The organism is Flavobacterium sp. A45 (genome assembly GCF_002001005.1).
Lineage (GTDB): Bacteria > Bacteroidota > Bacteroidia > Flavobacteriales > Flavobacteriaceae > Flavobacterium.
In genome coordinates this window covers 1-18,961 of record NZ_MUNX01000068.1, presented here as the reverse complement: position 1 = coordinate 18,961, position 18,961 = coordinate 1, and the positions used below count along the sequence as shown (strand labels likewise).

The 18,961-nt window shown below is 33.5% G+C and carries 19 protein-coding genes; 11 read left to right on the top strand and 8 right to left on the bottom strand.

Annotation, left to right across the window (positions count from 1 at the left end; translation table 11 throughout):
- The first annotated feature begins 9 nt into the window (after nt 1-9).
- The 4 genes from tsaE (at nt 10) to B0E44_RS07110 (ending at nt 2,756) form a co-directional block, all read left to right on the top strand.
- Nucleotides 10-417 (top strand): tRNA (adenosine(37)-N6)-threonylcarbamoyltransferase complex ATPase subunit type 1 TsaE, encoded by a 408-nt coding sequence (tsaE, locus tag B0E44_RS07125; RefSeq protein ID WP_077372193.1) that lies wholly within the window; start codon nt 10-12, stop codon nt 415-417.
- Between the two features lie 7 nt (nt 418-424).
- Entirely contained in the window at nt 425-901 is a 477-nt protein-coding gene (locus B0E44_RS07120) for a GNAT family N-acetyltransferase (protein WP_077372190.1), read from the top strand.
- Between the two features lie 133 nt (nt 902-1,034).
- Nucleotides 1,035-2,228, top strand: coding sequence for an alanine dehydrogenase (locus tag B0E44_RS07115; protein WP_124019300.1), 1,194 nt, complete (start codon nt 1,035-1,037; stop codon nt 2,226-2,228).
- Nucleotides 2,229-2,381: 153 nt separating this feature from the next.
- Nucleotides 2,382-2,756 (top strand): DUF4258 domain-containing protein, encoded by a 375-nt coding sequence (locus B0E44_RS07110; RefSeq protein WP_077372184.1) that lies wholly within the window; start codon nt 2,382-2,384, stop codon nt 2,754-2,756.
- 125 nt (nt 2,757-2,881) lie between these two features.
- Here B0E44_RS07110 and B0E44_RS07105 read toward each other — a convergent pair whose 3' ends face one another.
- The 5 genes from B0E44_RS07105 to B0E44_RS07085 form a co-directional block, all read right to left on the bottom strand.
- Nucleotides 2,882-3,835, bottom strand: a complete 954-nt coding sequence (locus B0E44_RS07105; protein WP_077372181.1) for a phosphoribosylaminoimidazolesuccinocarboxamide synthase — start codon at nt 3,833-3,835, stop codon at nt 2,882-2,884.
- A 77-nt stretch (nt 3,836-3,912) separates the two neighbouring features.
- A complete protein-coding gene (locus B0E44_RS07100) occupies nt 3,913-4,488 on the bottom strand; it encodes a hypothetical protein (protein ID WP_077372178.1) in 576 nt (191 codons plus the stop codon).
- A 12-nt stretch (nt 4,489-4,500) separates the two neighbouring features.
- Nucleotides 4,501-5,343, bottom strand: coding sequence for a Cof-type HAD-IIB family hydrolase (locus tag B0E44_RS07095; RefSeq protein ID WP_254423262.1), 843 nt, complete (start codon nt 5,341-5,343; stop codon nt 4,501-4,503).
- Nucleotides 5,344-5,579: 236 nt separating this feature from the next.
- Nucleotides 5,580-6,533 (bottom strand): PhoH family protein, encoded by a 954-nt coding sequence (locus tag B0E44_RS07090; protein WP_077372175.1) that lies wholly within the window; start codon nt 6,531-6,533, stop codon nt 5,580-5,582.
- Nucleotides 6,534-6,677: 144 nt separating this feature from the next.
- Nucleotides 6,678-6,950: a hypothetical protein gene (locus B0E44_RS07085; RefSeq protein WP_077372172.1), complete on the bottom strand. Its 273-nt coding sequence runs from the start codon at nt 6,948-6,950 to the stop codon at nt 6,678-6,680.
- A gap of 129 nt (nt 6,951-7,079) precedes the next feature.
- On the opposite strand from B0E44_RS07085, the gene B0E44_RS07080 reads away from it, so the two are divergent.
- The 5 genes from B0E44_RS07080 to dnaN all read left to right on the top strand — a co-directional run bounded on the left by B0E44_RS07080 (nt 7,080) and on the right by dnaN (nt 12,110).
- Nucleotides 7,080-7,910 carry an S-adenosyl-l-methionine hydroxide adenosyltransferase family protein gene (locus tag B0E44_RS07080; RefSeq protein WP_077372169.1) on the top strand — a complete coding sequence of 277 codons (831 nt, stop codon included), beginning with the start codon at nt 7,080-7,082 and terminating at the stop codon, nt 7,908-7,910.
- Between the two features lie 167 nt (nt 7,911-8,077).
- Nucleotides 8,078-8,374: a putative quinol monooxygenase gene (locus B0E44_RS07075; protein ID WP_077372166.1), complete on the top strand. Its 297-nt coding sequence runs from the start codon at nt 8,078-8,080 to the stop codon at nt 8,372-8,374.
- Between the two features lie 99 nt (nt 8,375-8,473).
- Nucleotides 8,474-9,199 carry a gliding motility-associated ABC transporter permease subunit GldF gene (gene gldF / locus B0E44_RS07070; protein ID WP_077372163.1) on the top strand — a complete coding sequence of 242 codons (726 nt, stop codon included), beginning with the start codon at nt 8,474-8,476 and terminating at the stop codon, nt 9,197-9,199.
- On the top strand, nt 9,199-10,884 hold the full coding sequence (gldG, locus tag B0E44_RS07065; RefSeq protein WP_077372160.1) for a gliding motility-associated ABC transporter substrate-binding protein GldG: 1,686 nt from the start codon (nt 9,199-9,201) through the stop codon (nt 10,882-10,884). Before gldF ends, gldG begins: the two co-directional genes overlap by 1 nt.
- Before the next feature lie 107 nt (nt 10,885-10,991).
- Nucleotides 10,992-12,110, top strand: a complete 1,119-nt coding sequence (gene dnaN, locus B0E44_RS07060; RefSeq protein ID WP_077372157.1) for a DNA polymerase III subunit beta — start codon at nt 10,992-10,994, stop codon at nt 12,108-12,110.
- A gap of 151 nt (nt 12,111-12,261) precedes the next feature.
- On the opposite strand, the gene B0E44_RS07055 is transcribed toward dnaN, so the two are convergent.
- The 3 genes from B0E44_RS07055 to B0E44_RS07045 form a co-directional block, all read right to left on the bottom strand.
- On the bottom strand, nt 12,262-14,034 hold the full coding sequence (locus B0E44_RS07055) for a DNA mismatch repair protein (RefSeq protein ID WP_077372153.1): 1,773 nt from the start codon (nt 14,032-14,034) through the stop codon (nt 12,262-12,264).
- Between the two features lie 93 nt (nt 14,035-14,127).
- Nucleotides 14,128-14,961 (bottom strand): universal stress protein, encoded by an 834-nt coding sequence (locus B0E44_RS07050; RefSeq protein ID WP_077372150.1) that lies wholly within the window; start codon nt 14,959-14,961, stop codon nt 14,128-14,130.
- A 51-nt stretch (nt 14,962-15,012) separates the two neighbouring features.
- Complete coding sequence (locus tag B0E44_RS07045) at nt 15,013-15,840, bottom strand: universal stress protein (protein WP_077372147.1); 828 nt, start codon at nt 15,838-15,840, stop codon at nt 15,013-15,015.
- Between the two features lie 175 nt (nt 15,841-16,015).
- Between B0E44_RS07045 and mnmE the strand changes: the two genes are divergently transcribed.
- Both mnmE and B0E44_RS07035 read left to right on the top strand, forming a co-directional pair.
- The gene (gene mnmE / locus B0E44_RS07040) at nt 16,016-17,404 is read left to right on the top strand and encodes a tRNA uridine-5-carboxymethylaminomethyl(34) synthesis GTPase MnmE (RefSeq protein WP_077372144.1); all 1,389 of its coding nucleotides are present in this window, start codon (nt 16,016-16,018) and stop codon (nt 17,402-17,404) included.
- Between the two features lie 528 nt (nt 17,405-17,932).
- Entirely contained in the window at nt 17,933-18,796 is an 864-nt protein-coding gene (locus tag B0E44_RS07035) for a DUF3943 domain-containing protein (protein WP_077372141.1), read from the top strand.
- The last annotated feature ends 165 nt before the right edge of the window (nt 18,797-18,961 follow it).

Genomic DNA, 18,961 nt, shown 5'->3' with positions numbered 1-18,961 from the left:
TACAAAAGAATGACTATCACATTTTCTATAGAACAACTTGCAGAAGTTGCTCAACAAATTTTAGAACAAAATCCCAATAAAGTAATCCTTTTCAATGGGGATATGGGTGTTGGTAAAACAACATTGATCAAACAGCTTTGCAAAACATTGGGAGTAAAAGATGCAACCAGCAGTCCAACGTTTTCATTGGTCAATGAATATCAAACAGACAATAATCAAACGATTTATCATTTTGATTTTTACAGATTAAACAAGGAAACCGAAGCACTAGATATGGGTGTTGACGATTATTTATATTCCGGAAATTGGTGTTTTATCGAATGGTCTGAAAAAATTGAGAATTTGATTCCGCTACAGCATACCTTAATTACAATCGAATTACTGCCAAATGGTGAGCGTTTATTAGAATTAAAGTAATTGAATAATGAGCTTAAATACCAATAAAGTTGAAATCATCCCTTTTTCAATTGAATTAAAGGAGCCAATCAAAACCTTAAATCTGGAATGGCTTCATAAATATTTTAAGGTGGAACCTAAAGATGAAAAAGTATTATCCGATCCTCAAGGCGAAATAATAGACAAAGGCGGAATGATTTTTTATGCCCAATACAACGATAAAATTGTGGGTACGGTTTCTTTATTAAAAATAGATGATGCTACATTTGAATTAACAAAAATGGCTGTTTCTGATGGAAATCAAGGTTTAGGCATTGGTAAAAAGCTGATGGAACATTGTTTGAATGAGGCAAAAAAGAACGGAATTCAAAAATTGATTCTGTATTCCAATAGAAAATTACTTCCTGCAATACATCTATATGAAAGTTTTGGCTTTATTGAAATTCCTGTCGAAGAAGGTGTTTATGAAAGAGCCAATATCAAAATGGAGAAAATATTATCTTAATTCTGCTGTTTTAAGATAATCAAAATAAGCTGCAAGACAAACACAGGAGTTCTATACCCCTTGAATTTGGTACTAGTAAAACATAATACTTTGAATCTTTTTTGTAAATTGTACCACTAATTACATGAAATCAATGTCTCTAAGTCCATTCACAAAAGAACAATTACTGCCTCAAGAAGAAAAACTAGAAATAGCTAGACATAAAAGCCAACTTTTTATAGGAATTCCAAAAGAGACCAGTTACCAAGAAAGACGCATTTGCCTTACACCTGATGCCGTGAATTCCCTTACCTATCAAGGACATAGAGTAATGATTGAAGCTGGCGCTGGAGTAAGTTCCAGTTATACAGACAAAGAATATAGTGAAGCCGGTGCCGAAATTACTCAAGACACCAAAAAAGTTTTTGGCTGCCCAATGCTTTTAAAAGTAGAACCACCAACAGTCGCCGAAATCGAAATGATGAATCCAAAAACAATTGTTTTATCAGCGATTCAATTAAAAACCAGGAAAAAATCATACTTCGAAGCTTTATCCCGAAAAAAAATAACAGCACTTGCTTTTGAATATCTAAAAGACACAGACGGCTCCTACCCTGCCGTAAAATCATTGAGTGAAATTGCAGGAACTGCTTCCATACTGATTGCTGCCGAATTAATGATCACCAATGAATTTGGAAAAGGATTGTTATTTGGCAATATAACAGGAGTTGCCCCAACCGAAGTGGTGATACTTGGAGCCGGAACTGCTGGAGAATTTGCCGCCAGAACCGCTATCGGACTTGGAGCAAGCGTTAAAGTTTTTGACAATTCAATAACTAAACTTCGTCGTTTGCAAAACAACTTGAACCAACGCATTTTTACTTCAACCATTCAGCAAAAAGCTTTACTCAAAGCTTTAAGACGCTGTGATGTAGCCATTGGCGCTATGAGAGGAGCAGAACGATGCCCGGTTGTAGTGAGCGAAACCATGGTAGAACACATGAAAAAAGGTGCCGTAATTGTTGATATCAGCATTGATACAGGAGGCTGTTTCGAAACATCTGAAGTTACAACCCATGAAAAACCAACTTTTATAAAAAATAATGTTTTGCACTATTGTGTACCCAATATTCCTTCCCGTTACTCAAAAACAGCTTCGCTTTCCATAAGTAACATTATCACTCCTTATTTATTACAAATTGCGGAAGATGGCGGTATCGAAAGCGCCATACGCTGTAACACAGGTCTAAAAAACGGTGTTTATTTGTATCACGGCATACTTACCAACAAAGCCATTGGCGATTGGTTTGATTTACCGGATAACGATATTAATTTAATTGTTTTTTAACTAAACTTTCCCATACCTTTGCGCAAAAATTAAAATATGAAATGAGCGTACATTTCAACAGGTTGTTAACACCTACAGTAACTATGCGACCCGAGCGAGAGCGAACAGGCGAAGCAATAACATATTACCAATAAAAAACAATAAATATTAAATATGAATTTTATACAGCGTTTTGCCTACTATTTAATAGGTTTAATAATGGGAGCATTTGTGGTAGCAGCTATATTTAGTGGAAAAGACACTCGTTGCAATTACTTTCCAAATGCCCGAGTTTTGAAGGATTTAAGCTCTAAACCTTTTTTCTATTCCGATAAAGCTTCTCTTATTTTATCCCAAAAATGGATTGATACCACCGATATTAAAAACACACTTAAAATTGGAGATGTCGATTTTGACAAAAGCAATGTTCCGTACAAAAAAGGTAAACTTTACATCATCGAAGGTAAAACTAAAAAAAATCAGGAAATCATAATTAAAGTGATTAACTACGAGAACAAAGCTGTTCTTGAAGACATCAGTAAAAAATAAGCCTATTAAACTCTTCCTCGTGAAGAGTTTTTTTTGCTCAAAACTTTTATTCATAAAAAAACCATAACTCAAATCAATGAATTATGGTTTATTTACATTATCGCTATTTAGCGATTTGAATATAATTAACGTTGTGCTAAATAAGCCAAAACGTTTTTCTCAATTCTTTCATTGATATTCGAGATATCAGCTTTTACAAACTTCTCGCCAAGAATATTTTCATACAACTCAATATATCTATCAGAAACAGTTTCAATATATTCATCAGTCATATTTGGAATTTGTTGTCCTTCCAAACCTTGAAAACCATTTTGGATCAACCAACGTCTTACGAATTCTTTTGACAATTGTTTTTGTTCTTCCCCTTTATCTTGTCTTTCTTGATATCCTTCTGAATAGAAATAACGAGAAGAATCTGGAGTGTGAATTTCATCAATCAATACAATAACACCGTCTTTGGTTTTTCCAAATTCGTATTTTGTATCCACCAAAATCAAACCACGGCTTGCAGCGATTTCAGTTCCTCTTTGAAATAAAGCACGAGTATATTTTTCTAAAACCAAATAATCTTCTTCAGTAACAATTCCTTTAGCCAAAATATCTTCGCGAGAAATATCAGCATCGTGTTCTCCGTTATCAGCTTTTGTAGTTGGTGTGATAATCGGCTCTGGAAATTTGTCATTTTCTTTCAAACCTTCAGCCATTGTCACCCTGCAAATTTGTCTTTTCCCAAGAGCATATTCACGTGCAGCGTGTCCCGAAAGATATCCACGAATCACCATTTCAACTTTAAAAGGCTCACACAAATGACCAACAGCAACACTAGGATCTGGTGTGGCAATCAACCAGTTTGGCACAATATCTTGAGTCAATTCCATGAATTTTGTAGCAATCTGATTTAGAATCTGACCTTTGTATGGAATTCCTTTTGGTAAAACTACATCAAATGCAGATAGTCTATCAGTAGCTATCATCACAAGTAAATCGTCATTTATATTGTAAACTTCCCTTACTTTTCCGCGATACACTGATTTTTGATTCGGAAAATTAAAATTGGTAGTGGTAATTGTATTGCTCATTAGTAGTGTGTTGTTGTTATTTTTATGAATGCAAATTTAAAACTAATTAATAGAGAACGCAAGGAAAACCAAAAGTTCTATTTACATGCCAAAAGTCCTTTTCCTGATGCTTTAATAGATGATTTTAAAGTGCTTAGTGTAGTTTCTTTTAAGATTTTTACTTTTTGAATAGGGACAATATATATTTCGCTCCCATCAGAATTAGGTATGTTCACTACCGCATTTCCTTCATCGTTCTGTTCTATCAAAAATCCAGGCTGCCAATAATCTCCAAATTGTATTAAGACAGGAAGGTCTGTTTCAATTTTTGGCTCATCCACCAACTGCTTTTTGGCTAATTCTTTATGCTTCTCATAACCAGGAATTACCTCTTTTAGTTTGACATCAATTGCATCGCTTACCCTTTGAAAAAAAGCCAATCGAACCAAATAACCACATACATATACAAATGCCAACAAAATTAATGCCCCAAGAAAATTGGCTGCATGTGGTCCCATTATTTTATCAAACCCAATCATTTTAGCAATCACTCCTCCAAACTTAGCGAAGTAACCAAAAACTTTTTTAATCAAGATCAATAGAATTAAAACAGGCAATAAAAATAAAATTCCTGAGATACAATTTTGCTTAACTCTTTCAAAATAACTGTTCATAACGATATCTATTTAAGATGAAACCCTATAATCTTCTAAAATTTCGGTTAAATACTTAGCCACACCATCTTCATTATTACTTGAAATCACTTCAAGATGAGGCAATTTACTTTTTAAATTTTCTGGAGCATTACTCATAATCAATCCTATTCCTGCGGCATTCAGCATTTTTTCATCGTTAAAACCATCTCCAAAAGAGATTGCTTCCTTAAAAGAATACCCTTCTTTTTCTAAAATCTTAGCAATAGCAGCACTTTTATCTACAGATTTGTCCATAAACTCCAAGCAAATAGGTAAACTAAAAGCATGATGAAAATCATCGGAATGAGTTGCTAGAATTCTGTCTTTTAAATCAACCAATTTTTGATGGTCCTCATGAGTAAAAAATATTTTTATGGCATTAAAATCGTCCAGATCAGCAAAATTCACAACTTGAGGCGGATAGACTAAATCTTTTTGAAAAGCATTGAGTTTATTATTTGTTTTGGAAGTCTGCCAAACCGTTTCTCTAAACAAGACAGTTGTAATCTCTGGATCAATTTCCAAAGCTAAAACGGATTTCACCGATTCTCCATTCATATCAAAAGAGTATAGTAATTCTTTTTGAGGGGAATGAATGCGAGCTCCATTTGATGTTACCAAATACACAGGAAAACCTAAATTGTTAACAATTGCCATGGCATCCAAATGGTGTCGACCAGTAGCTACAATAATTAAAAAATTTTGTTTGTGTAATTCTTGAAAAACAGATTTGGTATAGGCTGATATTGTATGATCCGAATTGAGTAATGTTCCGTCTAAATCGCTTATTACTACTTTAATTTTTTTCTTCGACATTTTATATTTCAGTTTCATTTTTAATCTTTTCAAATTTATTGCATTTCAAGAAGATACCCAAAAAGTTACTCACATATAAACCGCTTTTAACTTAATTATATCGATATGTTAACTTTGATTGGGAAATCAAATACAGAACTAAGAATCTTCTTTATTTTACAAAGAAAAAGGAGAAACTCTGTAATTGAGTTTCTCCTTTTTAATTTGATTATTACTTTTCATCATTAAAACTTAAACTAAAAAAGCAGTCTAACTTAATAATCATTGTTTTCAATTTGTTTGTAAGCATCAATAACTTTTTTTACTAATCGATGACGTACAATATCTTTATCGTCAAGATAAATAATCCCAATTCCGTCAACATCTTTTAAAACTAGTATTGCTTCCTTGAGTCCGGAAATTGTTCTTCGAGGCAAATCGACTTGACCAGGATCACCAGTAATCATAAACTTGGCGCTTTTTCCCATACGAGTCAAAAACATTTTCATTTGCGAATGTGTAGTATTTTGAGCTTCATCCAAAATCACAAAAGCATGATCTAAAGTTCGTCCACGCATGAAAGCCAAAGGTGCGATTTGAATAATACCTTTTAAAATATAATCTTCCAGTTTTTCATTGGGTAACATATCTCGCAACGCATCGTATAAAGGTTGCATATATGGATCCAGTTTTTCTTTCATATCTCCAGGAAGAAAACCCAGATTTTCACCAGCTTCTACTGCAGGTCGGGTCAGAATAATACGCTTGACTTGCTTTTCTTTCAACGCTTTTACGGCCATGGCAACACCAGTGTAGGTCTTTCCAGTACCGGCTGGCCCAACGGCAAAAACCATATCATTTTTCTCCATTGTATCCACCAGCAATTGCTGATTGGGAGTCATAGGTTTAATGATTTTTCCACCTACGCCATGAACCAAAATTTTGTCATGTCCAAAAGTTTTTCTATCCTCCTGATCATCACTTTGAATCACTCTTTCGATTACATTATCATCAATGGTATTGTATCTAGTGAAATGCAACATCAGGCGCTGAAACCGCTTTTCAAATTCATCCAAAACATCTTTATCTCCAAAAGCTTTAAGAGTAGTGCCTCTTGCGACAATTTTTAGTTTTGGATAATATTTCTTAATTGACTCTAGGTGTGAGTCTTGAGTTCCCCAAAAATCTTTTGGAGCAATGTCGATGAGCTCGATGATTCTTTCGTTCAAAATAAGAAGTTTTTAAGTTAATAATTGAGTTTCAATCAATTTTAATATTTACGCTGCAACCCCTTTTGTCACAGTTTTTAATTTCTAAATCAGTAAATAATACTAAAAAACATCTTTCTAGAATCTGGGTCGTTCTAGTTTTAATTATACGTTAGCTTTTAATTTTTTCAACATAGATTCATTCAAAAAATCGGATGCTTTAATGCATAAAATTTCACAAAGATTATCCTTAAAAAGTAATTCAATCTCGGTTCCGTTAATATCCATAGCTGTAACAGCTTCAATTTTTTCTTTTTCGATTTCGCCTGATTTACCTGAAAAATTCGATTTATCTGATGTGGTATTTGACAAACCGTTCTGGCTAAAACAATCCAAGCTACAAAAGAAAAGAAAAAAAACAACAATAAACTTAGGCATAAATTTTTGTTTTTAATTCTAATTAAATTCTGTTCAAATAAAGTATAAAATACTTTAGCTTTGCATTTCTCAAATTTAAGAAAAAATAGGTTTCAGTCGCTGCAAAACCCAATAGTTATAAACAATTTTATGTCAATAATTACCCTTACTACCGATTACGGCTTGAAAGACCACTTTGTTGGTGCTTTGAAAGGGAAAATATTATCTGAGTATTCTGACGTAACAATTATTGACATTTCACATTACATCGATCCTTTCAACACAGCTGAAGCCAGTTACATTATTTCGGCCTCCTATGACAGCTTTCCAAAAGGGACTGTTCATATTATCGGAGTCGATTTGGAAGCCAATAAAGAAAATAAACATATTGCCATGGAATGGAATGACCATTTCTTTATTGCATCGGACAATGGCATTTTGAGTATGCTTTCGCAAAAGATAATTCCTCAAAAAATAGTTGAAATAACCATTCACGACAGACTCCACAGCGAGGCTACCGATTTGGATGTTTTTGTTACAGTCGCCTGTCATATTGCAAAAGGCGGTATTCTTAATGTTATTGGTAAAGAAATCACTAGCCTAAAACAAGTTACCGATTTGCAGGTTATTTTATCTGAAGATGGAAGCCTTCTAAAAGGAAACGTAATCTATATTGATCATTTTGGGAATGTGGTGACTAATATTTCGAAAAAACAGTTCTTAGAATCTACCAAAGGAAGAGATTATGAAATTGTATACCGTAATCAAACCATCAAAACCATTTTACCAAATTATTCAGCGATTGCCAGTTCCGATAAATATCCGGTAAAATATTATGAAGGCCAGAAATTAGCTATTTTCAACGAGGCTGGGTTTCTTGAAATTGCCATTTTTAGAAGCAATCCTTTAACCGTAGGTTCTGCGAGTACATTGCTCGGACTTAATTATAGGGATGTGGTTTCTATTAGATTTAAGATTTAAGAATTGAGATTTTAGATTGCTTCGCCTGTTCACCTTCCAGGCTCGAGTAACGTTTTTTGATTTCAGATTTAGGAAAAGAATAGAGCGAAAAGAATCAATAAGTTTTTTTTTGATATTTAAAATTGTTATTGTCATTGAAATTACTTTGCATTAAATAAATTATAAACATGTTTGTACGAATTGTAAAACTGAGTTTTCATGAGGAAAATATTCCTGCTTTTCTTGAAAACTTTGAATTAATGAAAGACCAAATACGAAATGCCCCTGGAAATCGTTTCCTGGAACTATATCAGGATAAAAACAACAAAAGTATTTTCTTTACCTATAGTTATTGGGAAACCGAAACTGATTTGGAAAACTATCGAAATTCTGGGCTTTTCGATACTGTTTGGACATTTACCAAACAATTATTCAATGCAAAACCGGAAGCTTGGAGCGTTGATAAATTAGTAAGTTTACAGTAAGTAGATTTTAGATTGCAGTTTTCAGACCGCAAATTTCAGATTAAAAAACTTAGTATATTTGCGCCTTTGTGGCAAATAAATGATTAAACAAAAAAATAAATGAAGTCAATTGTATTTCGCGAAATAAAATCCTTTTTTGGTTCACCAATCGGGTATTTGGTAATTGCCCTTTTCCTAATTGGAAATGGATTATTCCTTTGGGTTTTCGAAGGTGATTATAATATTCTAAACACTGGTTTTGCCGATTTAACACCATTTTTCACTTTGGCTCCGTGGATTCTAATCTTCTTGATTCCTGCGGTAACCATGCGCAGTTTTTCGGATGAAAAAAAACAAGGTACACTTGAATTATTACTTACCAAACCAATCAGTCTTTGGGAAATTGTAAACGGGAAATTCCTCGGGGCTTTTCTATTAATCATAATGGCTATCATCCCGACTTTTATTTATGTCGAAGTGGTTTGGAATTTAGGTTCTCCAGAAGGAAACCTCGATTTAGGAAGCACTTTAGGTTCTTATTTCGGATTGTTGTTTTTAATCGGGGCTTATTCGGCAATAGGGATCTTTACTTCATCTGTTTCCGAGAATCAGATTGTATCGTTTATCATTGCTGTTTTTCTATGCTTCTTTTTCTATTTTGGTTTTGAGGGATTGGCTTCAATTTTACCAAGTTTTTCTTCTTTTATTTCATATTTCGGAATGCAAGATCATTACAAAAGTATGAGTCGAGGCGTTATTGACACTCGTGATGTAATCTATTTTGTGAGTGTTGCCGTGCTGTTCCTTTCTTTCACAGTTTTTAATTTAAAATCTATTAAATCGTAATGAGAGCATTTAACATAAAAAACGCCAAATCATTATTGATTACTGTTGCGACAGTTTTGCTTTTGAACATCATTAGCAATTTCTTTTTCCACCGTTTTGATTTAACCCAAGACCATCGCTATACCCTATCTCCTACTACCTTAAAGATTCTTAAAGATGTAAAGAATCCATTGTCTATCAAAGTGTATTTGCAAGGAGAATTGCCTGCTGAATTCAAGCGACTGCAATTGGAATCCAAACAATTATTGGAAGAATTTCAAGCGTATAATTCTAATATTATCATCGAATTTGTAGATCCTTTGGAGAACAAAGACGAAAGCATGGACAATATAAAAGAATTGTATCGAAAAGGCTTAACACCAATAAATATTACTGTAGACGACAAAGGAAAACAATCCCAATCAATGGTTTTTCCTTGGGCAATTGCTGTTTACAATAATAAAGAAGTCAATATTCCGCTGATGAAAAACATCATGGGAGCTTCAACAACTCAAAAAGTGATTGGCTCTGTTCAGCATCTTGAATATTCTATTTCGGATGGAATCAATAAAATTTCCAAAGACAAACAAAAGAAAGTTGCCATCATAAAAGGAAATGGCGAACTTCAGGAACGTCACATTGCTAAATTTCTGATGCAAGTTCGCGAAAGTTACTTCATTGGCCCATTCACCTTGGATTCGGTTGCCAAAAATCCAGAAGGAACATTAAAATCGTTACAAAATTATGATTTGGCTGTCATTGCCAAGCCAACCGAAGCTTTTACTGATGAAGAAAAACTGGTTTTAGATCAATTCATCATGCATGGAGGGAAAACCCTTTGGTTGATAGATCAAGTCAATGCCGAAATGGACAGCCTTTACAATCCTTCGGGATCAACTTTGGCTTTTCCAAAAGACTTGAATCTAAATGATATGTTCTTCAAATATGGAGTTCGTATCAATCCTGACTTGGTTAAAGACGAACAAGGAAGTCCTATAAAACTTGCCAGTGGAGAACAAGGAAGTGGAACGCAATATCAGGATTTCAACTGGAAATTTGCGCCTCAGGTATATCCTATCAGCAAACATCCGATTGTAAAAAATCTGGGAGGAATCAAATTTGATTTTGCCAATGCAATGGACACTTTGAAAAACGGAATTAAGAAAACAGTTTTATTACAGTCTTCTACTTATTCCAAAAAAATAGGAACTCCAGTTCAAATCAGTCTGAACATGGTTGCTGAACAAACTTCCCCAGCTGATTATCTCAATAAAGGAAATATTCCGATGGCCGTTTTATTAGAAGGTTCTTTTCACTCGATGTTTGAGAATCGTATTTTACCATTTGAAGAAAAATCATTTCAAGCCATTGGAAAAGAAAACAAAATGATTGTAATTTCGGATGGTGACATTATAAAAAATCAATTAGATAAGACAGGACAACCCGTAGAATTGGGCTACGACCAACGATCTGGGAATTTATATGACAACAAAGATTTTATGATGAATTGTGTCAATTATCTATTGGATGATACTGGACTTATTAACATTCGCAGCAAAGATCTTGATTTACCTCTATTGGATAAAGAAAAAGTGTATGAAAACTATACCTTTACTCAATTCATAACTATCGGGCTTCCAATCTTAATTTTGCTCGGATTTGGCCTTGGATTTACGTTCCTTAGAAAAAGAAAATACAGTAAATAGATGTTAATAAAAAATTTGCAATACTAGAATAGTTTACAATATATTTGTAAAGTGTATTCTAAATTTTAGTTCAGAAAAAGCACACCATTAAAAACAAAACAATACAGATGAAATTTATAGTATCGAGTTCGTACTTATTAAAACAATTACAAGTTTTAGGTAGCGTTATCAACAGTAACAACACTTTGCCAATTTTGGATAACTTCTTATTTGAATTAAATAATAACGAATTAACTGTTTCGGCATCCGATTTGGAGACTACTATGTCTGCTACATTGGCCATCGACTCCAAAAGTAAAGGAAGTGTTGCAGTACCTGCAAAATTATTATTGGAAATCCTTAAAACCTTTCCAGAGCAACCTTTAACTTTCACAGTTGAAGAAAACAGCACTATAGAAATTAGTTCAAACTCAGGAAAATATGCTTTGGCATATGCTCCAGGAGAAGAATTCCCAAAATCAGTAAACTTAGACAACCCATCGGTAACTCTAGTACCTGCAGATGTTTTGGCGACTGCTGTCAGCAAAACTATCTTCGCAGCAGGAAACGACGATTTGCGTCCAGTAATGTCTGGGGTTTTCTTCCAATTTTCTCCAGAAGGCTTGATTTTTGTAGCAACAGATGCTCACAAATTAGTAAAATACGCTCGCTCTGATGTAAAAGCATCTCAAGTGGCTGAATTTATTATGCCAAAGAAACCTTTGACTATTTTAAAAAGTATCCTAAGCAGCTCAGATGCTGAAGTAAAAATAGAATACAACGATTCTAATGCTACTTTCTCTTTCGACAACTACATTTTATTATGTCGTTTAATCGATGGAAAATACCCTAACTACGAAGCGGTTATCCCAAAAGAAAATCCAAACAAATTGATAATGGATCGTTCTCAATTCTTGAGTTCAGTACGTCGTGTTGCAATTTTCTCTAACAAAACAACACACCAAATTCGTTTGAAAGTTGCAGGAGCCGAATTAAACATTTCTGCCGAAGATATCGACTACTCCAACAAAGCCGAAGAAAGATTGACTTGTGATTACCAAGGAGACGATATGCAAATAGGTTTCAACTCTCGTTTCTTAACCGAAATGTTGAACAACCTACAATCAGACATGATTATGCTCGAAATGTCATTACCAAACAGAGCCGGAATCCTAACTCCAATAGATGGACTAGAAGAAGGCGAAACCGTAACAATGCTTGTGATGCCAGTTATGCTAAACAGCTAGTTACTTCAAAATACTAAACTAACCAAAACCATTTTTATATTTGAAAAGACCAAAATTCCTAACCAGAGTTTTGGTTTTTTTTTGGGTAGCCTCAAGCGAAAATCTTTGTCAAAGTTTCAAACTTTAACAAAGATAATAGCAACTGACCACTCTAAATAACCCCCATTTTCTTCATCAAGAAAGTGGCACTTTTATTTTTGCAAATGCCGTCACGAAGAGTGTAGTCAAAATGCAATTCGTTGTTGCTGATTTCAACTTCAAAGCATTTGTTGGTAAGAATATCAGGAAATTCATTTGTGGTCAGACAAACCTCTATATCGTGTGTGGCGATGGCTCCGATTGCTTTTTTGGCAATTACTTTTTTGACTACTTCGATTGTTCCGTTACGTTTGTCATCCGAGTTGGTACCTCGCAGGATTTCGTCCAAAAGAACAAATGCAGGATTCTCTTCCAATTCGTCCATAATTTGTTTTAAACGCTTGATTTCGGCAAAGAAATAAGACTCACTGTCAGATAATGAATCCGAGAGTCGCATGGAGACTAAAACCGGCAACGGATGAACATTGGCCTGACTCGCACATACTGGTGAACCCATTCCCGTAAGTACCATATTTACTCCTAAACTACGCAAGAAAGTACTTTTTCCCGACATGTTCGAGCCGGTTAATATCATAAACGATTGTGGCTGAAATTGCACCTCATTCCCTACTCTAGTCGCTGGATTTAATAAAGGATGGCTTAAATTGGAAAAATCAATCTCATAATTGGTATTCAATGTTGGATACACAAAATCTGGATTATTATACGCAAAATTTGCCAAACTATTGAGCATTTCAAACTCTCCAATAACTTCTAACCATTCTTCCAAAACCTCTGCATGTTCTTTTTTCCAAGCAATCATCGCTTTTAAAACGTGGAGATTAAAAAGAAATGTTCCGTTAAATAATAAAGCAGTAACAAAATTCCCAATAGTTTCCATATTAGAAAACAACTCCGCTAGTTTTTGAAGATGTTCACTCGCCTTTTGGTTTTGAAAGTTTAATTTTTGCTGTAACTCTTTCAGTTTATCTGACTTAAAATTTTCGTTTTCAATTTTTTGAACCAATAAACTGTATTGACTAATTATTGTATTGATGTTTTCGGAATGAGCAATTTCCATTTGAATCCGTTTTGTAAAATTACCCAAAACACCTAAATTAATTACAAACAAAAAAGAGGAATATTTCAGAAAAACCATGTTTGAAGTCAACAAATACCCCATAAGGCAACTCACAAAAAGTGCTGGAAATAAATACGAAATTATCACAGCTGCTTTAGACAATGGTTTACTATTATATACTCTCCATTGTAACAAGGTTTTATAAAATGTTTCACTGTCCTGTCCAACTTTAGCGATAGCCAAAAACTCCTGACGCCAATTTAATTTATCTTTTAATTCATTAACCGCTTTGTGATTCATTAGAATTTCAACATTTGGCAAAAGTGTCAATAGCTGTTTCGCTAAAGTTTTTTTACCAATAAAAGTGGCGGTTCTGTTTAGATTTTGAAACAACGAATGCGCTCCAAAGATATCCAAATCATAAGCATACGGGTGATGAAAATCATTGAATTCGGCACCATTTTCAAAAGGCATTGCTTTTCTTTCTAAATAAGTAATTTCATTTTCATTGATATCAACCAACGCGCTTTTTATCTTTTTTTGAAATGATAATTTAGAATGAATTCGCATCAAAATAATAAAACCAGTAAACAGTACAATTGCCATTATAACAAATACTGATTCGCTGGTTTTTATGTAATAAAATAAGCTTGCTAAAAAAAATAAAATACTAATGAATCTAAAAAAACTAATTTTATTGTATTTAGTATTGATTGCTTTTAATTCCTGTGAATAGTTTTTACTATTGCTTTTATATATTTCCATCTTTTGATTTAATGATATACAAATGTAGGGAATGGAAATCGCAATATCAATGACAATATCAATGGTAAAACTAAAAAATATGTAATCTTAAATCTATTCCTCGTGCATCGCCAATATTGGCACAATTGAAATATTAGACAATTTTTGGGTAAGACTTGGACTGAACAACTCAGAGAAGAAATTTCGTTTATGGGTAATCATAGCCAAAATATCAATATTTTTATGGGATACGAAATCCAATATGGTTTCTTTAACGAGATCACTGTTTACAATTGAAAATTTAACAGGTTCGTTTTCGAATTCTGTCTTCCATTCATTTATTGTTGCCTCCGAAACATCGGACTTGCTGGTTTTGACATACAAACATTTCACGACAGCAAATGTCTTTTTGGCAATTTTGATAACTTCTCTTAATGGCGCTTTGTCTTTATCCCTAAATCGGGTCGTAAAACCAATGGTTTTAATCTTATCAAATTGGGATTCCACTGGTACACTAAGAACAGGAACATCAACAGCTGTAACCACTGATCCCGTATTGGATCCAACAAAAAAGGACTCCCATCCTGTCGAGCCAGATGTACCCATCACGATGAAATTTATATTTTCTTCTTTAACAACTTTTTTAATGGCATAAATCAGATCGCCATCCATAAGTCTGTGGCTTAATTTAATATGATCCAAGTGTTTTTTCTTGGCCAGTTCTCTCAGTTTAGGAATTTCTTCTTTGAACATGTCAAATTGTGCCAATTGCAATGAATCAAAAATATTATAATAGTTATCAGGAATAAATTGATTATCAACAATAGGCAATTCGAAAGTATGCAATAACAACAGCTCTCCATTTACAATTTTTGCAAATTCTAATGCATGGATAAAAGCATTATTGGCGACTTCGGAAAAATCGGTGGGAAATAAAATCTTTTTCATTACTATGAAATTTTACGTTTAATTTAAGATAAGAGATTCTCTCTGGAAAGTTTAATGAACTGACAAAATTGGAATAGGGATCGTAAATGTTAGTTTTTTTGAAAGACTTATCTGAAAAAGTTTATCAAAAAAACCTCTGTGTCTTTCATGAATGGCAATCATGTCTATTTTATTTTGATTTATGAAATTTAAAATTTCACCTTCAATATCATCACCCAAAACGGAATGAAAAGAAATATTCTGCTCTTTGAAAACGTTTTTAAAATCGACCACAAAATCGTCTGTGTAGACTGTGTGCGGTGGTTTTACGTTCAGACAATCTACGTGTGAATGAAACACATTTGCCAAAGCCACCACTTTTTTTAATGGCTCGATGTCGTCCATATGAAATCTTGTATTAAACAATATTTTACTAATAGGTACATAATTACATTTTTCTGGAATGGCCAAAACTGTGGTATTGCTTTCATTCATTATTTTTGTAGCCACGGTTCCCAAAAACACTTCCCGCAAATGGGTAACTCCTTTGGTTCCCATAACGATAAAGTCTATGTTTTCCTCTTTGGAAAGCTTAACAACTTCTTTTACCAAAAAACCTTGTATGAGAACGTTACTCATTTTTATATGTCCTAAATCATTCTCTTCGGCTATGTTTCTTAAAACGGGAACTTCGTCTTTATAATTTTCGAAATCACTTAACTCTTCATATTCATAAATATCCTGCAGGTATATGGAAACATCTAAATAAGCAGGCGAATCCAATTCATAAACATGCAATGTAATAATTTCGGCATCAATGGCATCGGCTAATTTTAAGGCGTATATAAAGGCGTTTTTTGAAACTTCTGAAAAATCTGTAGGGAACAATATTTTTTTCATATGGCAATTAATTTACTGAATATCAATAATGTATATAAAGTTACAAAACTTCTAAAAATAAAGCATGATAATTGTCATTTTGATTTATAATTAATAAAAAAATAACATAAAATGCATTGATTTTGAAGACTTGTAAGGTGGTAAGTTTTGCTTACTTTTGCATAAATTTTTTGTTATGATCCAAAACGATTCTATAGTTGCTCTAGCCACTCCTTCTGGAGCAGGAGCCATTGCCGTAATTCGAATTTCTGGCGAAGATGCCATTACTATAGGACACTCGGTTTTTCGATCCATAAAAAACAAAGATTTAACAAAGCAAAAAACCCATACACTACATTTGGGTCATATTGTTGATGATTCAAAAACATTTGATGAAGTTTTAGTTTCAATTTTTATAGGTCCGAATTCTTATACAGGCGAAAATACTATTGAGATTTCATGTCACGGTTCTACCTATATTCAGCAGCAAATTATTCAGTTATTATTACGAAAAGGATGTAGAATGGCGGATGCTGGGGAATTTACACTTAGAGCTTTCCTGAACGGAAAATTGGATTTATCACAAGCCGAAGCCGTTGCCGATTTGATTTCCTCCGATAATGAAGCCTCGCACCAAATTGCGATGCAACAAATGCGTGGTGGTTTCTCGAACGAAATTGCCAAACTACGTGAGGAACTGTTGAATTTTGCCTCACTCATCGAACTTGAATTGGACTTTGCAGAAGAAGATGTAGAATTTGCAGACAGAACCCAATTTCATGAATTATTGAACCGAATTGAGTTTGTTCTCAAGCGATTAATCGATTCATTTGCAGTTGGGAATGTCATTAAAAACGGAATTCCGGTGGCAATTGTCGGCGAACCTAATGTTGGGAAATCAACGCTATTAAATGCTTTACTGAATGAGGAACGCGCTATCGTTTCGGAAATTGCCGGGACTACTCGTGATACAATTGAAGATGAATTAGTTATCGGCGGTATTGGTTTTAGATTCATCGATACAGCTGGAATACGCGAAACTGTTGATGTGGTTGAAAGTATTGGAATTAAAAAAACGTTCGAAAAAATCGAGCAGGCTCAGGTTGTTGTTTTTCTTTTTGACAGCTCGGAATTTAAAGTTTCAGGACTAAAATTAAAAGTAGAATTAGAAAAAATAAAAAATCAGTTTCCGTTGAAACCGTTAGTCATTATTGGAAACAAAGCCGATAAACTTACCGAAGCGGAAATTAAAAATATCAAAACTGAAATTCCTGAAATTTTACTGATTTCTGCTAAAGAAAAACTAGGCGTTGATGAACTTAAAAATCAACTTCTTTCTTTTGTAAACACAGGCGCTTTGCGTAATAACGAAACCATCGTCACCAATACCAGACATTACGATTCACTACTCAAAGCACTGGATGAAATTCAGAAAGTGAAATTCGGACTGGAAACCAATCTTTCCAGTGACCTTATGGCGCTTGATATTAAAGAAGCATTGTATCAATTCGGAATGATCACAGGTCAAGTCACGAACGACGAGTTGTTGGGTAATATCTTTGCTAATTTCTGCATCGGGAAGTAACTATATATTACAAACCACCATATTACTACGTTCCAAGTGTTATAAACAAAGAGATTTCTATGTATTGATAGATAACTTTGTTTATCCTTCATTTACCATATTTGTTTTACTAATTGTATTACTACTTTTGCAAATCACAGATTTTTCATGAATTTTATGCTACCATAGTCTGTAAAGTCGCTTAAATGTTGAGTTGTTACTTTCCGATAGTGTTTTAGCTGATAAACAAAGGAAAATCATATAGTAACAAAACTGGTAAGATATATATCTGTTCAAAAAATACAATTCTCTCCATTTAACCATGTAGAATTGAAACCGAAATACTTAAAATACTTTCATTATTAATTTAAGATTAAGATTTAAAAATGCCTGCCTAATTCCTATTAATTAATTATATTTGCCGCGCTTAAAACTGAAGAATTTAAATCAAAAAGGGATCGTGATTCAATAGTCTTAAGAGCAAAAACTATTTATAATTTTAAACCAAATACTTATTTGGACTTCTTTTTAACAGCATTTAAATCCAAAATGAATCTAATTAAAACCTTTTTATACGCCTTTATAATTTTACTTTCTGGAAATACGGTTTTTGCTCAGCAGGCAGAACAACCAATAACCGATCAGAATCAATTACCTCTGTCATTTACCCAAAATACAATTTCCTATTCTGATTCTCAAAAAGAAATTATTGAGAATACAAACAATTACAATATACTCACCATTGGAGATAGTACCCAAGTATTACAAAACAGCATTGTATATCCTCCTGTAAAAAGAGATTACGCAAGGTTGGGTTATGATACTGCCATGTATGTAGGTGCTACTGTAATTGCGTTTGGCGTACTGTATGCGATGCCAGAAAGTGTAACCAATTGGGATAAAGAAGCAATGAAAGAAAATGGAATTGCTTATAAATGGAAGGAAAATGTAAAAGCAGGCCCCGTTTGGGATGAGGATGATTGGGTTCTAAACTGGATTACGCATCCTTATTCTGGAGGAGTTTATTATATGACTGCCAGAAGTAGTGGTTTTAATATTTTTGAGTCCTTTTTATATTCTACTCTTATGTCTACTTTTTTTTGGGAATACGGAATAGAAGCATTTGCCGAAATCCCATCCAAGCAGGATTTAATAATCACTCCTGTATTAGGATCTGTGGTTGGTGAAGGTTTTTTCTATGCCAAAAAAAGCATTTTAAGACACGACCGAAAAGTATTGAATTCAAAATTTCTAGGTTATACCTCTTTGTTTTTAATGGATCCTTTCAATACCTTATTGGATAGTTTTGGCTATAAAGAAAAAACCAAAACACAATTAAGTTTGGCTCCTATAGATTTTGACAAAGGAGCTAATAAAGCAATTTGGGGATTAAATTTCAACATGCAATTTTAATATATAAGTTTTTTCAACACACTGACAATTATCTTATTAAATCATTTCTTTCAATAAAAATTTAATTCAAATTGATGCGATAAAATTTAAAAATAAATTAAATTTTAACATCGATGAGAAAAAATAATTATTAATTTTATCTCATGCTAATCATAATTCTATAGT

Excerpts from the sequence above, each read along its gene's own strand:
- B0E44_RS07045 (WP_077372147.1), bottom strand. The coding sequence starts at position 15,840 with ATGAAAAAAATATTGTTCCCTACAGATTTTTCAGAAGTTTCAAAAAAC.
- B0E44_RS07100 (WP_077372178.1), bottom strand. The coding sequence starts at position 4,488 with ATGAACAGTTATTTTGAAAGAGTTAAGCAAAATTGTATCTCAGGAATT.
- B0E44_RS07110 (WP_077372184.1), top strand. The coding sequence starts at position 2,382 with ATGAATTTTATACAGCGTTTTGCCTACTATTTAATAGGTTTAATAATG.
- B0E44_RS07115 (WP_124019300.1), top strand. The coding sequence starts at position 1,035 with ATGTCTCTAAGTCCATTCACAAAAGAACAATTACTGCCTCAAGAAGAA.
- B0E44_RS07095 (WP_254423262.1), bottom strand. The coding sequence starts at position 5,343 with ATGAAACTGAAATATAAAATGTCGAAGAAAAAAATTAAAGTAGTAATA.
- B0E44_RS07080 (WP_077372169.1), top strand. The coding sequence starts at position 7,080 with ATGTCAATAATTACCCTTACTACCGATTACGGCTTGAAAGACCACTTT.
- gldG (WP_077372160.1), top strand. The coding sequence starts at position 9,199 with ATGAGAGCATTTAACATAAAAAACGCCAAATCATTATTGATTACTGTT.
- B0E44_RS07105 (WP_077372181.1), bottom strand. The coding sequence starts at position 3,835 with ATGAGCAATACAATTACCACTACCAATTTTAATTTTCCGAATCAAAAA.
- mnmE (WP_077372144.1), top strand. The coding sequence starts at position 16,016 with ATGATCCAAAACGATTCTATAGTTGCTCTAGCCACTCCTTCTGGAGCA.
- B0E44_RS07055 (WP_077372153.1), bottom strand. The coding sequence starts at position 14,034 with ATGGAAATATATAAAAGCAATAGTAAAAACTATTCACAGGAATTAAAA.
- B0E44_RS07120 (WP_077372190.1), top strand. The coding sequence starts at position 425 with ATGAGCTTAAATACCAATAAAGTTGAAATCATCCCTTTTTCAATTGAA.
- dnaN (WP_077372157.1), top strand. The coding sequence starts at position 10,992 with ATGAAATTTATAGTATCGAGTTCGTACTTATTAAAACAATTACAAGTT.
- B0E44_RS07085 (WP_077372172.1), bottom strand. The coding sequence starts at position 6,950 with ATGCCTAAGTTTATTGTTGTTTTTTTTCTTTTCTTTTGTAGCTTGGAT.
- B0E44_RS07035 (WP_077372141.1), top strand. The coding sequence starts at position 17,933 with ATGAATCTAATTAAAACCTTTTTATACGCCTTTATAATTTTACTTTCT.
- B0E44_RS07050 (WP_077372150.1), bottom strand. The coding sequence starts at position 14,961 with ATGAAAAAGATTTTATTTCCCACCGATTTTTCCGAAGTCGCCAATAAT.
- B0E44_RS07075 (WP_077372166.1), top strand. The coding sequence starts at position 8,078 with ATGTTTGTACGAATTGTAAAACTGAGTTTTCATGAGGAAAATATTCCT.
- tsaE (WP_077372193.1), top strand. The coding sequence starts at position 10 with ATGACTATCACATTTTCTATAGAACAACTTGCAGAAGTTGCTCAACAA.
- gldF (WP_077372163.1), top strand. The coding sequence starts at position 8,474 with ATGAAGTCAATTGTATTTCGCGAAATAAAATCCTTTTTTGGTTCACCA.